The organism is Arthrobacter sp. 10T416 (assembly GCF_056394165.1).
Window position 1 is genome coordinate 33503 of record NZ_JBFTHI010000008.1, and the last position, 14960, is coordinate 48462.

The following is a 14960-nucleotide window of genomic DNA, read 5'->3' on the forward strand; positions in this document are numbered from 1 at the left end:
TTCGGGGGCTCCTAATCAGGGGCCCCTGTTCGGGGGCTCCTGTCCGGCGGTTCCTGTCCGGGGGTCAGCCGGCGGCGAGGTGCCGCACAGCCTTGTCCCGGTCCCCGGGCAGCCGGCGGTCCATGGAATCGGCGATCCCGGCGATGGTTTGCCGGGCCAGGGCCTGCCGCCACGCCAGCTCCGCCTGCCGCATGGTCTGCGAGATCAGGCACGTCCGCATAAAATTCTCCTGCCGGTCCGCTTCCGGCGCATCACCCAGGATCGCCTCACAGCGGAACGCCGGCTCCTGGCCTTCGAGCGCCAGGACCACATCCAGCACCGTGATGTTCTCGGGTCTGCGCGCCAGGTGGAATCCGCCGCGCGGGCCGGAGACCGAGGTCAGGATCCCGGCGCGCACCAGGGCCTGGAGCTGCTTGTTCAAATACGCTGCCGGAAGCTTGTAGTAGGCGGCCAGCCGGGCGCTGTTCACGGCCTCCCCGGGCGGCGTCCAGGACATGTTGACGCACGAGTGCACGGCCCATTCCACCCCACGGCCCATTTTCATATTCCAGACGTTACGTGTCCGGAAAATTGGGTGTCAACGACCCGAACCCCTGCCGCCGAACTCCTGCGCGGATCCTTCGCCGGCCCTGCGCCGCGCCGCCCGGGAATCGCTCCGGCGGGGCCAGTGTGATGGAACTGTGAGGCGGGACCGCGCTTGTCGGCGCGCGCCGGCCCCGGGTTTGGCGCTAGTTTGGTACCCATGACGTCTTCCGATGCCGCATTGACCCAACTCCTCAGCGACGCCCGGGCCTGGGCTGCCCAGGATCCGGATCCCGCCACCGCGGCCGCCCTGGCCGAGCTGGTCCGCCTCGCCGACGAGGGGACGGCCGGGGCCCGGCAGGAACTTGCGGACAGCTTCAGCGGCACGCTCCAGTTCGGCACCGCCGGCCTGCGCGCGGCCCTCGGACCGGGACCGAACCGGATGAACCGCGTGGTGGTGCGCCGCGCCGCCGCCGGGCTCGCCGCCTTCCTGGCCGACGCCGTCGCGAAAGCCGCCCCCGGAACCACACCACGCGCCGTCGTCGGCTACGACGCCCGCTACAACTCGGACATCTTCGCCGAGGAAACCGCCGCGATCTTCACGGCCGCCGGGATCGACACGTTCCTGATGCCCGCGGCACTGCCCACTCCCCTGCTCGCCTACGCGGTCCGCGCCCTGGACTGCGACGGCGGCGTGATGGTCACGGCCAGCCACAACCCGCCGCAGGACAACGGCTACAAGGTCTACCTCGGCCGGCACGCCGTGGAGGAAAGCGGACGCGGCGCCCAGATCGTGGCGCCCTACGATGCCCTGATCGCCGCCCGCATCGACGCCGTCGGTGAACTGGACTCGATCACCCTCGCCGCGCAGGGCTGGACGGTCCTCGACCCGTCCATTGCCGACGACTACCAGGCCGCCGTCGCCGCCCTGGCCCTCCCGGAGCCGTTCCCGGCCCGCGACCTCAAAATTGTCCTGACCCCCATGCACGGGGTGGGCGGCGAAACCGCCGTCGCCGTGCTCAACGCCGCCGGCTTCGCCGATGTCACGCTGGTCGCCGAGCAGGCAGACCCGGACCCCGACTTCCCCACCGTGAACTTCCCCAACCCGGAGGAACCGGGCGCCCTGGACCTGGCGCTGGAAACGGCCGGCCGGGTGGACGCCGACATTGTCATCGCCAATGACCCCGACGCCGACCGTGCGGCCGTCGCCGCCAAGGACCCTGACACCGGGACCTGGCGGATGCTGCGCGGCGACGAGGTAGGCGCACTGCTCGGCGCGCACGTTGTGGCCCGCCTGGCCGCGGCCGGCGAGGGCACCGTGGAGGGCGTCTTCGCCAACTCGATCGTCTCCTCGCGGCTGCTGGCCCAGGTTGCCGGTGCCGCCGGCTACGCCCACGAGGAGACCCTCACCGGGTTCAAGTGGATTGCCCGCGTGCCGGGGCTGCTCTACGGCTACGAGGAAGCGCTGGGTTACTGCGTGGCGCCCTCATTGGTGCGGGACAAGGACGGCATTTCGGCCGCCGTCCTCATCGCCGAACTCGCCGCAGCCGCGAAGGCCGAGGGCAAGACCATCTTCGACACCCTGGACGAGCTCTACCTGGTGCACGGCCTGCACGCGAGCGACCAGCTCAGCATCCGGGTCGCGGACTTGGGCCTGCTGGACGCCATGATGAACCGGCTGCGCGTGAGCCCGCCGGAATCGTTCGGCGGATCCGCCGTCGAGACCGCCGCGGACCTGGCCGAGGGCAGCGAACAGCTGCCGCCCACTGACGGACTGCTCTACCTGACCAGGGACCGCACCCGCGTCATCATCCGCCCGAGCGGCACCGAACCCAAACTCAAGTGCTACCTCGAGGTGATCCGCAGCGTCGGTTCCGCCGCGGAGCTGCCGGAGGCCCGGCTCGAGGCCCGGGCCGCCCTGGACGGGGTCCTGGCCGACGTCCGCGAGGCGCTGGGGCTCTAGAGCTCCACCTCGACGTACCCGTCCGCGATCCGGGCGGGAAACGTGCCAAGCCGCAGTTCCGGGTTGCCGAGGCACTCCCCCGTCGCGAGGTCGTAAACCTCCTTATGCAGCGGTGAGGCCAGCGTCGGGCGGGCGCCGCGGGACCCGGTAATTCCGCGGGCCATCACGTGCGCACCGGTGGCCGGGTCGGCCTGCTCGACGGCGAAAACCTCACCGGCGGCGGTGCGGATCAGGGCCACTTGGCGTCCGGCGATCAGCGCCGCCTCACCCCAGCCGGGCTCGAGGTCCTCGACGGAACAAACGCGGTACCAGGCCGTCCCGCCGTCGCCCGCGATGCGCTCCACAAAACTGCGGGCAGCGCTTTCCAGTACGGCTGTCATTTGATGCCCCTCTCAAAGGTCCGGCCACGGCTGCGGCCATGCCTCCACGCTAGGACCGCGGTGTTTCAACGGCGTGCGGCCAATGTGTCCGGCCGGTAAAAGAGACCTCACGCCGCCGGAAATGTATCCGTGATGCAGAAGTTAAGCTCACGAAACAAAAGGGAAACTGACGCGAAACTGCGGCTCCCTAGGCTGAACGGACCAGCTGATGGACCCGCTGAACTCACCTGCAGATCAGCACAGCTGGCTTTGAACCGTTGCAGCGCACCGCCTGCGGCCCAACGAAAGGCCACCCGTGACCGGACAGACCGCCAGCCCCGAGAACGAAAGCCCCCGGGCTTCCCGGCAGACCCCCCGCCGCGTCGTCGTCGCCGGCGGCGGCCCCGCCGCGCACCGCTTCGCCGACGCCATGCATGCCCGCGGACTCGACGGCTGGCACGTCACGGTCCTCACCGAGGAAACGCACCTCCCCTACGACCGGGTGGCGCTCAGCAAGGCACTCACGGACTCCACAGTGGACCTCACGCTCGGCAGCGCCTCGATGTGGGACCACGACGCACTGGAGCTGCGCAGCGGCGAGCGCGTCACCGGCATCAACACCGCCGCCCGCACCGTGGAAACCGCCGCCGGCACGGTGTACCCGTATGACGAGCTGGTGGTCGCCACCGGCTCGGATGCCGCCCGCCTGCCCATCCCGGGCGCCGAACACACCCACGTCTACCGCACGCTGGAGGACGTCTGGGCCATCAACCAGGCAATCGCCGGCCTCACTGCCAAGCTCGGCCGCAAAGTCAACGCGGTCACCATCGGCGGCGGCCTCCTGGGACTCGAATCCGCGGCGGGCACCGAACAGCTCGGCGCCACCCCGATCGTCATCAACGGCTCCCCGTGGCTGATGAACACCCAGCTGGACGAAGGCGCCGGCCAGGCGCTCGGCCGCCTCATCGAGGCCAAGGGCTTCACCGTCCACGGCGGCGTGTTCCCCTCCGAGGTCCTCGCCGACGACGACGGCCAGGTCACCGGCGTCCTGATGGCCGACGGCCGGATCATCGACGCGGACATCGTGATCGTGGCGATCGGCGTCAAGCCGCGCGACGAGCTGTTCCGCGCCCCCGAAGGCACCGCCGGGCAGTTCCAGCTCGGCCCCCGCGGCGGAGTGGTGATCGCCGAGGACTGCTCCACCGAAATTCCCGGCATCTGGGCCATCGGTGAAGTCGCCAACTTCGGCGGAATGTGCCTGGGCCTCGTGGCCCCGGCCAACACCATGGCCGAGATCGTGGCGGACCGGCTGCACGGCGGCGACGCGACCTTCCCCGGCTTCGACACCGCCACCAAGCTCAAGCTCTCCGGCGTCGACGTCGCCAGCTTCGGCGACGCGTTCGCCCGGACCGAGCACGCCCTYGAAATCGTCTACGCSGACCCSGCCCGCGGCGTSTACCAGAAGATCGTCACCACSGACGACGCCAARACCCTCCTCGGCGGCATCTTCGTCGGCGACGCGGCGCCCTACACGTCCCTGCGCCCCATGCTGGGCCGCGAACTGGCCGCCGAACCCGGCGCATACCTCACGGCGGCCGGCGGCGGAGACGCCCCGGAGACCGAACTGCCGGACGACGCCATCCTGTGCTCCTGCAACAACGTGGCCGCCGGAACCATCCGGGACACCGTCAACGGCTGCGGCAGCTGCGACGGCAACGCACCCGTCCGGGACCTCGGCGAATTGAAAGGCTGCACCCGTGCCGGCACCAGCTGCGGATCCTGCGTGCCGATGCTCAAGAAACTGCTGGAGACCGAGCTGACCAAGTCCGGCGTCGAGGTCTCCAAGGCACTCTGCGAACACATTGAACTGTCCCGCCAGGAGCTCTTCGAGACCATCCGCGTCCTGGAACTGACCTCCTTCGAGGAGATCATGGCCAAGTACGGCACCGGGGCCGGCTGCGACATCTGCAAACCGACCATCGCCAACATCCTGGCCAGCCAGAACAGCGCCTACGTCCTGGACGCCGGCCGCGGCACCCTGCAGGACACCAACGACCGCGCCCTGGCCAACATGCAAAAGGACGGCACCTACTCGGTGGTCCCGCGGATCGCCGGCGGCGAGATCACCCCGAAGAAACTGGGAGTGATCGCGGCGGTGGCCGAGGAATACGGCCTCTACACCAAGATCACGGGCGGCCAGCGGATCGACATGTTTGGCGCCCGGCTGGAGCAGCTGCCGGAAATCTGGAAGGTGCTGGTGGATGCCGGCTTCGAATCCGGCCAGGCCTACGGCAAGAGCCTGCGCACCGTAAAGTCCTGCGTCGGTTCCACCTGGTGCCGTTTCGGCGTCCAGGACTCGGTGGCCATGGCCATCCGGCTGGAGCTGCGCTACCGCGGCCTCCGCAGCCCGCACAAGCTGAAGATGGGCGTCTCCGGCTGCGCCCGCGAATGCGCGGAGGCCCGCGGCAAGGACGTGGGCGTGATCGCCACCGCCGACGGCTGGAACCTGTACGTGGGCGGCAACGGCGGAGCCACCCCGGCGCACGCCCAGCTGCTGGCCAAGGACCTCGACGACGAGACCCTGATCAAGTACATCGACCGTTACTTTATGTACTACATCCGCACCGCCGACCGCCTGCAGCGCACCGCACGCTGGCAGGAAGAGCTCGACGGCGGCATCCGGCACGTCGAGGACGTGGTGGTGCACGACACCCTTGGCATCGCCGAGGACCTCGAGGCCGCCATGGCCAACCACGTGGACACCTACGTCGACGAGTGGGCCGACACCCTCAAGGACCCCGAGCGCCTGCGCCGGTTCCGGTCCTTCGTCAACGCCCCGGACCAGAAGGACGACTCCATCACCTTCGTCCCCGACGAGCGCGGCCAGATGCGCCCCGCCACGGCCGCGGAAAAGGCACAGCAGCCGGTCCTGATCGGGGCCTCCATTCCCGTCCGCCGCGCCACCGCGGACCTGCTCGACGAGAACGAGGTATAGCCATGCAGCTCAGCATCGACCCCACCGGACGCGACGTGCTGGTCACCGGCTCCGACGACGCCGCCCGGCAGGCCGTGCGCCGGTACGCCGCGGCCGGCGCGGTGGTTCACCGCCAGCGAACCCCCGAGGGCACTGTCCTCGACGGTCCGGCGCCCGCACGCCCGTTCCTGGTCGCCGCCGTCGACGACGGCCGGCCCGGCTGGGAGCCCGTCCTGGACCGGTACCGCGCCGCCGGCGTCCCGGTCGCCGCCGAGCCGGCAGCCGGCCCCGCGGGACACGTCACGCTGGTGGGCGGCGGACCCGGCACCGCCGAGCTGCTGACCGTCGCCGCGGTCGACGCGCTGCGGGACGCCGACGTGGTCTTCTACGACCGGCTGGCCCCCTACCAGGAGCTGGCGTCCCTGACCTCCGCGGAACTCGTGGACGTGGGCAAGAAGCCCGGCCACCACAAAGTCAGCCAGGCCGACATTGAACGGCTGATGGTGGACAGTGCGCTGGCCGGCCACAACGTGGTCCGGCTCAAGGGCGGGGACCCGTACGTGTTCGGCCGCGGCGGCGAGGAGGTCGCGTCCTGCGTGGCCGCCGGGGTTCCGGTCCGTGTGGTGTCGGGGGTGACCAGCGCCATCTCGGTGCCGGCCGCCGCAGGGATCCCGGTCACGCACCGCGAGGTCAGCCACATGTTCACAGTGGTTTCCGGCCACGCCCCGCTGACCGGGGACGAACTGCAGCACCTGGCCGGACTGGGCGGCACCATTGTGGTCCTGATGGGCATCGGCACCCTGCACCACCTCGCCGCGGGCCTCCGGCGGGCAGGGATGCGCGCCGATATGCCGATGGCCGTCGTCGAACGCGGCTACCGGCCCGGGCAGCGGACCACCATCGCCGAACTGGGCACCATCACTGCGGCGGCCGCCGGCTGCAGCAACCCCGCGGTCCTGGTCATCGGCGAGGTCGTGAAGGTGGCCGAGGCCAACCGGGGCTGCGCCGAAGCGGACCTGGGCCGGCTCGCCGCGTCCCTGGTGGGGGCGTGAGCGCCGTGGGCGCGTTGGACGCCCTGGCCCCCACCCTGGCCGACACGGCAGAGGCACCCGCCGGAAAGGCCGAACTGCCGCTGGAGGGCTTCCGGATCGGGGTCACCTCGCACCGCCGCTCCCAGGACCTGATCGAGGCCCTGGAACGGCGCGGCGCGGAGGTCCTGCACGCCCCGGCGCTGAAGATCGCCCCGGTCCAGGAGGACCTCCGGCTGATCGAGGACACCCGCGCCATCATCGAGGCCCGTCCGGAGCTCTGCATCGCCACCACGGCCTACGGCATGCGCCGCTGGTGCGAGGCGGCGGACACCTTCGGCATCGGCGAGCAGCTGCTGGAGACTCTCTCCGCGACCCGGATGTTTGTCCGCGGGCCGAAAGCGCGGGGCGCCGTGCGTGCCGCCGGGCTCGCCGACGTCGGGATCAGCAGCGACGAGACCACGGCCACGCTGGTGGACATGCTGCTGGCCGAGGGGGTGCGCGGCAAAACCGTCGCCGTGCAGCTGCACGGCTACACCGATGTCCGCCAGCTGGAACGCCTCCGGATGTCCGGCGCGCACGTTATGACGGTCACCCCGTACCGCTGGGTCAAACCCGACGGCGCCGACCGGCTGCCGAAGCTGATCGAGGCGGCCTGCAGCGGCAACCTGGACGTGCTGACCTTCACCAGCGCCCCCGCCGTGGACGCGCTGTGGAGCACCGCGCACGAGATGGGCCTGTACAAGCAGCTGGTGGAAAGCCTGAAGACCACCGTTGCCACCGCCGTCGTCGGCCCCATCACCGCCCAGCCGCTGGTCGACGCCGGCGTGCAGCCGCTCATCCCGGAACGGTTCCGGATGGGTGCCCTCATCCGGCTGGTCAGCGAACACCTGGCCCTGAACCACGTGCGGCGACTGGACACCAGCAGCGGGGCGGTGGAGCTGCGCGGCCGTTCCCTCCGGATCGACGGCGAGGCCGTGGAACTCGCCCCGGCGCCGCTGCTCCTGCTGCGTGCCCTCCTCGGCGCCGGCGGGGCCGTCCTGTCCCGCGAGGCCCTCTCGGACCTGCTGGAACTGCGCGGATCCGTCCACGCGCTGGATATGACAGTCAGCCGGCTCAGGTCCTCCCTGCCGGACGGCAGCCTGGTGGAAACAGTGGTGAAACGCGGGTACCGGATCCGCGTGTGACCCACGGCATTACCAGCTGGTAACAACTGGCGAACGGCCGGGCTAAATACTGCAACAGCCCGGTAACCTGCGCGAAAAAACAGCCTCCTACGCTGGGGAACATCAAGAACACGGGCCACAACCAGCGGCCCGCCAGCGAAAGGGCCAGCACATGTCCGTTACCGAAGCCACCGCCACGCCGTCCGCCACTTCCCAGACCCGGCCGCGGATCGTGATCGCCGGCGCCGGGCCCGCGGCGCAGGCACTGGTCCGCCAGCTCACCCGCACACCGTTCGCCGGCGGCATCACGGTTCTCAGCAACCGGGACGACGCCCCTGAAGAGCTGCTGGAACTGGCCGCGCTGCCCCAGGTTTCGGTCCGCTTCGGCCAGCCGGCCAGTTTCATCGACGCCACGGCGCAGCGCGTCACAACGGCGGACGGCATGGAATTCGGCTACGACCAGCTGGTGATCGCCACCGGGTCCGCGCCCGCCCAGGCCCCGATCGAAGGTGAGGGCCGCTGCCTGAGCTACTCCACCATCGATGACGCGACCCGGCTGGGCGACGCCGTCAAGGATGTCACCCGGGTCCTCGGCCGCCGGCCGCTGGGCATCCTGGTGGGGACCGGAACGGCCGCGGGCCAGGCCGAGGCGGTACTCAGGGCCCGCGGGGTGCGGCCCGTCCGCACCACCCTCCGGCCCTCCGCCGTCGTTCCCACCCTCGCCGGGTCCGCGCTGCCGGCCGCCGGCATCGTGTTCGAGGACGGCTCCAGCATGAGCGCGGACCTGGTGGTCCTCGCCGAGGAGCGCGTTTCGCGCGACGGCCTTGCCCGCACCGCCGGCCTGGCCACTGCGGCCCAGGGCGGGATCGTGGTGGGCAAGGACTTCAGTACCTCCGTGCCCGGGATCTGGGCGATCGGCGACGCCGCGGCGTACGACGGCGTCCGGCTGGGACTGCTGGTGGCCGCCGCTTCAGCGGCCGGGGCCTGCGCCGCCGGGCTGCTCCAGGCAGGCCTGTCCGCGCCCCTGGTCCAGGCCGCCTAGTGCCGACGCGGGCCGCGGCTGTTATGGCAAGATGGTGCACTGAGAAGCCACGACACACGACGTGTCAGCAGGCCGGACCGGGCACCATCCAGGTCCGCCACGAAAGGGACCACCATGAGCAACGAAGCCACCACGGCGGCCGGCGCCGCCAGCACCGGGAACCAGGCCGGAGGCAACATTGCCTCGTACATTGACCACACCCTGCTCAAGCCGGAGGCCAGTGAAGCCGAAGTCCTCAAGGTCTGCGCCGAGGCCGCCGAGTACCAGTTCAAGTCCGTCTGCGTAAACCCGATCTGGGTCAAGTCCGTCAAGACCGCCCTCAAGGGCTCCGGCGTGTTGACCTGCTCCGTGATCGGGTTCCCGCTGGGCGCCACCCCCAGCGACGTCAAGGCCTTCGAGGCCCGCGGTGCGGTGCTTGACGGCGCGGACGAGATCGACATGGTCATCAACATCGCGGCCGCCCGCGCCAACGACAAGGGCGCCCTGGTCGATGACATCCGTGCTGTGGCCGAGGCGGTCCACGCCGGCGGCGCCATCCTGAAGGTCATCATCGAGACCGCGCTTCTTGACGACGCCCAGAAGGTCCTGGCCTGCGAGGCCTCCGTCGAAGCCGGCGCGGACTTCGTCAAGACCTCCACCGGTTTCAACGGCGGCGGCGCCACCGTCGAGGACGTGGCCCTGATGCGCCGCACCGTGGGTGCCGGCCTCGGTGTCAAGGCCTCGGGCGGCGTGCGCTCCCTCGCCGACGCTCAGGCTATGATTGCTGCAGGTGCAACACGTATTGGCGCCAGCTCCGGCATCGCGATCGTCAAGGGTGAACAGGGTTCATCCGCGTACTGACCCGCACGAGCTACTGCCGCTGCCGCCACAGTTTTTGAGCCCCGCGGGGCCGAGGAGGAACGAATGTCCAGCAACACCACCAAGACCCCGCAGGGCGAGAACACCCTGGCATCCAGCGTTGTGATCTTCGTGATCATGATGGCGCTGTTCTTCGGTGCCCTGTACTCCCTGTCCTTCCTCACCCTGGGCAACCCCTGGCCGATGGCCGCCTGCCTGATCCTCTTCGCCCTGGCGTTCTGGATCCCGCAGACCATCACGGGACGCTCCGACTCCGCAGGCGAGAGCTAGGCCCTCCCCCGGATTTTCCGCTGAAGCCCCGGTTATCCGGGGCTTCAGCTGTTTAACGGCCGGTCCGGGCGGCGGTTTGTTTGTTTGGGCCCCGGCGTCCTGGGCAGCAGACCCCCTGGGCGGCCTAGCCGGCCCCGACGGCGCTGAGCAGCCGGTTCACCAGGGCCGTCCCGAGAGCCACGGCGGCCGGGAAGTGGCCCTTGGCCAGGGCGAGGACGGCGGAAAACACGCCGATCATCGCGTAGGCGCTGACCGGGATGAGGACAAACCACTCGCGCCGCGACCCGGCACGGCCCAGCAGCGGGATGGAGAACGCGCCGTTGGCCTTCCAGATGTCCTTGACCAGGGGCAGTTTGCGCAGGAACTTCGACGGCTTGGCGACCAGCGGCCAGAGCAGCGGCACTCCCCCGGTGGTGATCATGTCCCCCACAATGTGCACGAGGACGCCGGTGAGCATGGATACCGGCAACCAGGACCACTGGTGCGGCGCGAACCAGGTCACCAGCCCGGCCATGACCAGGGCGAAGATCCAGTTGCTGATCCAGCCGTACTTGGGAAAGAGCTTCAGTGCTTTCGCGGCGATGTTGATCATGAACATGCACAGCAGCCCGGCACCGACGGACAGCAGGCCCCAGTCCGTCTGCAGCTGGAGCTGCCCGGCCATGGCGGCGAGCAGCACGAAAAACGCCGCGCCGATCACCGAATGGGTGCCCTGGCGGTGGCCGCCCGAGGCGTTTTCGATCCCGACGGCGATCAGGTTGGAGAGCGGCGGGAGGGCATGGGCCACCGTGCTGGAGCGGTGGTCCCAGTCGCAGACCAGCGCTGTGCCCGCCGTCGCCATCCCGCCGATCACGATCCCGGTGGCATCCAGCGGATACCAGCCCAGCGCGTAGGGCCCGGTCGAGGCAATAGCCACCCACGCCGCGGCCCCGGACGCGGCGTGGTGTCCTCCCATCACGGCCTAGCCCACTGAGAGCGGGACGTCGGAGAAGATCGCCTCGATGACGCCGTTGGCCCAGGCCAGGATCTCGGCGTCCTGCAGGTCGCGGCCGCCGATCCGGGCGGTCTTGGGCTTGGGGATCAGCACCGCGTCCAGGGCCGGTTTGGCCTGCGAACCGGGGTACATCCGGGCCAGCCGCATGAGCTTGGACTCCGGCAGCTGGGCGGGCGAGAACTTGATGAAGTTCCCCTGCAGCGCGACGTCGGTGAGCCCGGCCCCGCGTGCGCCCACCCGGAAGCGGGCCACGGCAGTGAGGTTCTTCGCGGGCAGCGGCAGCTCGCCGTAGCGGTCCACGAGTTCGGCCTCAACCTCGTCGATCGCCTCGTTGCTGAGGGCGGCGGCCAGCTTCCGGTAGGCCTCCAGGCGCAGCCGCTCGCCGGGCACGTAGTCGTGCGGCAGGTGCGCGTTGACGGGCAGCTCGATTTTCATCTCCGCGGCCTTCTCTTCGGCTTCGCCGCGGTAGTCCGCCACGGCCTCGCCCACCAGCCGGATGTAGAGGTCGAAGCCCACGCCCTGGATGTGGCCGGACTGTTCCCCGCCGAGCAGGTTGCCCGCGCCGCGGATCTCGAGGTCCTTCATGGCCAGCTGCATGCCGGCGCCGAGCTCGTTGTGCGTGGCGACAGCCTTGAGCCGTTCGAGCGCCACTTCGCCCAAAGGTTTCTCCGACGGGTACAGGAAGTAGGCGTACGCCCGTTCCCGGCCGCGGCCCACGCGCCCGCGCAGCTGGTGCAGCTGGGAGAGCCCGTATTTGTCCGCACCGTCCACGATCAGGGTGTTGGCGTTGGAGATATCCAGGCCGGTCTCGATAATGGTGGTGCAGACCAGCACGTCGAAGCGCTTCTCCCAGAAGTCCACGATGATCTGCTCCAGCCGGCCCTCGGACATCTTGCCGTGCGCCACCTCCACGCGGGCTTCCGGGACCAGTTCGCGGATCTTCGCCGCGGTGCGTTCGATCGTGGAGACCCGGTTGTGGACGAAGAAGACCTGCCCCTCGCGCATCAGTTCGCGGCGGATCGCGGCCGAGGTCTGTTTGTCCGTGTACGGTCCCACGTAGGTCAGCACGGGGTGCCGCTCCTCCGGCGGTGTGGCCAGGGTGGAGGTCTCCCGGATACCGGTCAGGGACATCTCAAGCGTGCGCGGGATCGGGGTGGCGCTCATGGCCAGGACGTCCACGTTGGTGCGCATCTTCTTGAGCGCTTCCTTGTGCTCGACGCCGAAGCGCTGCTCCTCGTCCACGATCACCAGGCCGAGGTCCTTGAACGCGAAGTCCTTGGACAGCAGCCGGTGCGTTCCGATGACAACATCGACGGCCCCCGACTTGACCCCTTCGGCCGTTTCCTTCGCTTCCTTGGCGCCCTGGAAGCGCGAGAGCGGCTTGACCCGCAGCGGGAAGCCGGAGAACCGCTCGGTAAACGTCTCATAGTGCTGCTGGGCCAGCAGGGTGGTGGGCACCAGCACCGCCACCTGCTTGCCGTCCTGGACCGCCTTGAAGGCGGCGCGGACGGCGATCTCGGTCTTGCCGTACCCGACGTCGCCGGAGACCAGCCGGTCCATCGGGATCTCCCGCTCCATGTCGGCCTTGACCTCGTTGATGGTGGTCAGCTGGTCCGGGGTCTCCACGTAGGGGAAGGCCTCTTCGAGCTCCCGCTGCCACGGGGTGTCCGGGCCGAAGGCGTGCCCGCGGGAGGCCATCCGGGCCGAGTACAGCCGGATCAGCTCACCTGCGATTTCCTTGACGGCCTTGCGTGCCTTGGACTTGGTGCTGGCCCAGTCCGAGCCGCCCATCTTGCTCAGGACCGGGGTGTCGCCGCCGACGTAGCGGGTGACCTGGTCCAGCTGGTCGGTGGGCACAAAGAGCCGGTCGCCCGGAGCGCCGCGCTTGGAGGGCGCGTATTCGAGCACAAGATATTCCCGCACCCCGTCGCCGCCGCCAGCCACCTTGCGCTGGATCAGCTCCACGAACCGGCCGATGCCGTGCTGTTCGTGCACCACAAAGTCTCCGGCCAGCAGCTGCAGCGGGTCTACGGCGTTGCGCCGCTTCGAGGGCATCCGCCGCATGTCCTTCGTTGACCCGGCGGAGGTCCGGCCCAGCAGGTCGGCCTCGGTCAGCAGGCCCACCTTGAGGCTGTCCAGGACAAAGCCGCGTCCGACGGCGGCGGTGGTCACCTCGATCAGGCCCGGCTGCGGCTCGGCGTCGAGGGTGTCCACCCGCGCGCACGGGATGTCGTTGTCGTGGAACAGCTCGGCGAGGCGCTGCGCCGGCCCGGGGCCCTCGGTGGCCACGACGATCCGCCACTGGTTGCGCACATGCGAGCCGATGAATTCCATCATTTCGGCCACGTCGCCCTGGTAGCCGCGGGGTTCGCGGGCGTGCAGGTTCAGCACATCGACGTCGGGCAGCAGTTCCTCGTCGCTGGCGAGCGAGGTGATGGACCACCAGGACACCCCGTGGGCCAGCGCGGTGGTGCGCGTCTCGCCCAGCGAACGGAAACTGGCCGAGTGCAGGGCCTCGGAGGCGGCGGAGCTGAGATCCAGCGGTGCCGTTCCGCCGTCGGACGCCGTGGACCAGGCCGCCTCGAGGAACTCCTCGTTGGTGGCGGCGAGGTCATGGGCCCGGGTACGGACCTTTTCGGGCTCGATCACCACCGAGATGGAACCGGCCGGGAACTGGTCCAGGAACGGCACCATGGCATCAACCAGCACCGGGGCCAGGGATTCCATACCTTCGACGGCGATGCCCCCGGCGATCTTCTCCAGCATGTCCGCCGCGGCCGGCAGTTGCGCCTTGAGCATGGCAGCCCGGGACATGACCGAGGGCGTGATGAGGATTTCGCGGCACGGCGGGGCATGGAGCTCGGTGGGGTGGTGCACGCCCGGGGCGGTCAGCGAGCGCTGGTCCGCGACAGCGAACCAGCGCATCTGCTCGACCTCGTCGCCGAAGAACTCCACCCGGATCGGGTGGTCCTCGGTGGGCGGGAAGACGTCCAGCATGCCGCCGCGGACCGCGAATTCGCCGCGCCGGGTCACCATGTCCACCCGGGCGTAGGCGGCGTCGGCGAGGTTCCTGACGACGTCGCCGAACGGGGCATCCTGGCCCACGTGCAGGGTCACGGGGACCAGCTCACCCAGTCCGGCCACGATGGGCTGGACCACGGCGCGGACGGGCGCGACGACGACCCGCAGGGCGCCGCCGGCAGTGTCGGGGTGTGCGAGGCGGCGGAGCACGGACAGGCGCCGGCCGACGGTGTCCGAGCGCGGCGACAGCCGTTCGTGCGGGAGGGTCTCCCAGCTGGGGAACTCGGCAATGGAGTCGGCGGGCAGGAAGGCCCCCAGGGCGGCGGCCAGGTCCTCGGCTTCGCGGCCGGTGGCGGTGACCGCCAGCACCACGGGGTTGCCGCCGTCGTCGGATGCAGCGCCCGCGGCTGCCAGGCCGTCGGCCATCTCCGCGAGCAGCGCCGCGCGGAGGCCCGCGGGGGCGCTGATCTGGTAGTCCTCGGAGCGGGTTGTGAACGGCCGGGAGGCGGCTGCCTGCACCCGGGCAAAGGTTGTGTCCTCGGCGAGGACACGCCGCAGACCGGTGAGGGAAGGGCCGTTGAGGCTCATGGCGAACTCCTGAAGTGATCACGGGCATGCAGGCAACACGAATACCCGAAATTCGCAAGAATCCCGGGTTCTTCCAGCCTACCGCTACCCGGCGGCGGGGCTCGACCCGGGGCTAAGCTGGCGGGACGGGCTATGGTCCGGCAGGCTGCAGTCCGGCCGGGCCGGCGCTCCGAAC

General features: G+C 70.1%; 11 protein-coding genes. 7 read left to right on the forward strand and 4 right to left on the reverse strand.

From position 1 onward, the window contains the following. Positions 1-64 precede the first annotated feature (64 nt). Complete coding sequence (locus tag AC1DBE_RS10180) at positions 65-544, reverse strand: RrF2 family transcriptional regulator (RefSeq protein WP_476970416.1); 480 nt, start codon at positions 542-544, stop codon at positions 65-67. A gap of 198 nt (positions 545-742) precedes the next feature. Between AC1DBE_RS10180 and AC1DBE_RS10185 the strand changes: the two genes are divergently transcribed. Continuing rightward, a complete protein-coding gene (locus tag AC1DBE_RS10185; RefSeq protein ID WP_476970417.1) occupies positions 743-2485 on the forward strand; it encodes a phospho-sugar mutase in 1743 nt (580 codons plus the stop codon). Here AC1DBE_RS10185 and nirD read toward each other — a convergent pair. Further along, positions 2482-2865 (reverse strand): nitrite reductase small subunit NirD, encoded by a 384-nt coding sequence (gene nirD, locus AC1DBE_RS10190; RefSeq protein WP_476970418.1) that lies wholly within the window; start codon positions 2863-2865, stop codon positions 2482-2484. The genes AC1DBE_RS10185 and nirD overlap by 4 nt on opposite strands. 295 nt (positions 2866-3160) lie before the next feature. Here nirD and nirB point away from each other — a divergent pair, with 295 nt between their 5' ends. The 6 genes from nirB to AC1DBE_RS10220 all read left to right on the forward strand — a co-directional run bounded on the left by nirB (position 3161) and on the right by AC1DBE_RS10220 (position 10182). Continuing rightward, positions 3161-5839, forward strand: a complete 2679-nt coding sequence (gene nirB / locus AC1DBE_RS10195; RefSeq protein ID WP_476970419.1) for a nitrite reductase large subunit NirB — start codon at positions 3161-3163, stop codon at positions 5837-5839. A 2-nt stretch (positions 5840-5841) separates the two neighbouring features. Continuing rightward, positions 5842-6870: a uroporphyrinogen-III C-methyltransferase gene (gene cobA, locus AC1DBE_RS10200; RefSeq protein WP_476970420.1), complete on the forward strand. Its 1029-nt coding sequence runs from the start codon at positions 5842-5844 to the stop codon at positions 6868-6870. Positions 6871-6884: 14 nt separating this feature from the next. Further along, a complete protein-coding gene (locus tag AC1DBE_RS10205) occupies positions 6885-8033 on the forward strand; it encodes a uroporphyrinogen-III synthase (protein ID WP_476970480.1) in 1149 nt (382 codons plus the stop codon). 151 nt (positions 8034-8184) lie between these two features. Then, positions 8185-9054, forward strand: a complete 870-nt coding sequence (locus tag AC1DBE_RS10210; protein ID WP_476970421.1) for an FAD-dependent oxidoreductase — start codon at positions 8185-8187, stop codon at positions 9052-9054. 114 nt (positions 9055-9168) lie between these two features. After that, positions 9169-9894 carry a deoxyribose-phosphate aldolase gene (gene deoC, locus AC1DBE_RS10215; protein WP_476970422.1) on the forward strand — a complete coding sequence of 242 codons (726 nt, stop codon included), beginning with the start codon at positions 9169-9171 and terminating at the stop codon, positions 9892-9894. Between the two features lie 63 nt (positions 9895-9957). Next, positions 9958-10182, forward strand: a complete 225-nt coding sequence (locus tag AC1DBE_RS10220) for a hypothetical protein (protein WP_476878849.1) — start codon at positions 9958-9960, stop codon at positions 10180-10182. Between the two features lie 124 nt (positions 10183-10306). On the opposite strand, the gene AC1DBE_RS10225 is transcribed toward AC1DBE_RS10220, so the two are convergent. Both AC1DBE_RS10225 and mfd read right to left on the reverse strand, forming a co-directional pair. Next, positions 10307-11137, reverse strand: a complete 831-nt coding sequence (locus AC1DBE_RS10225; protein WP_476970423.1) for a metal-dependent hydrolase — start codon at positions 11135-11137, stop codon at positions 10307-10309. Between the two features lie 6 nt (positions 11138-11143). Next, positions 11144-14785, reverse strand: a complete 3642-nt coding sequence (gene mfd / locus AC1DBE_RS10230) for a transcription-repair coupling factor (RefSeq protein ID WP_476970424.1) — start codon at positions 14783-14785, stop codon at positions 11144-11146. Positions 14786-14960 lie beyond the last annotated feature (175 nt).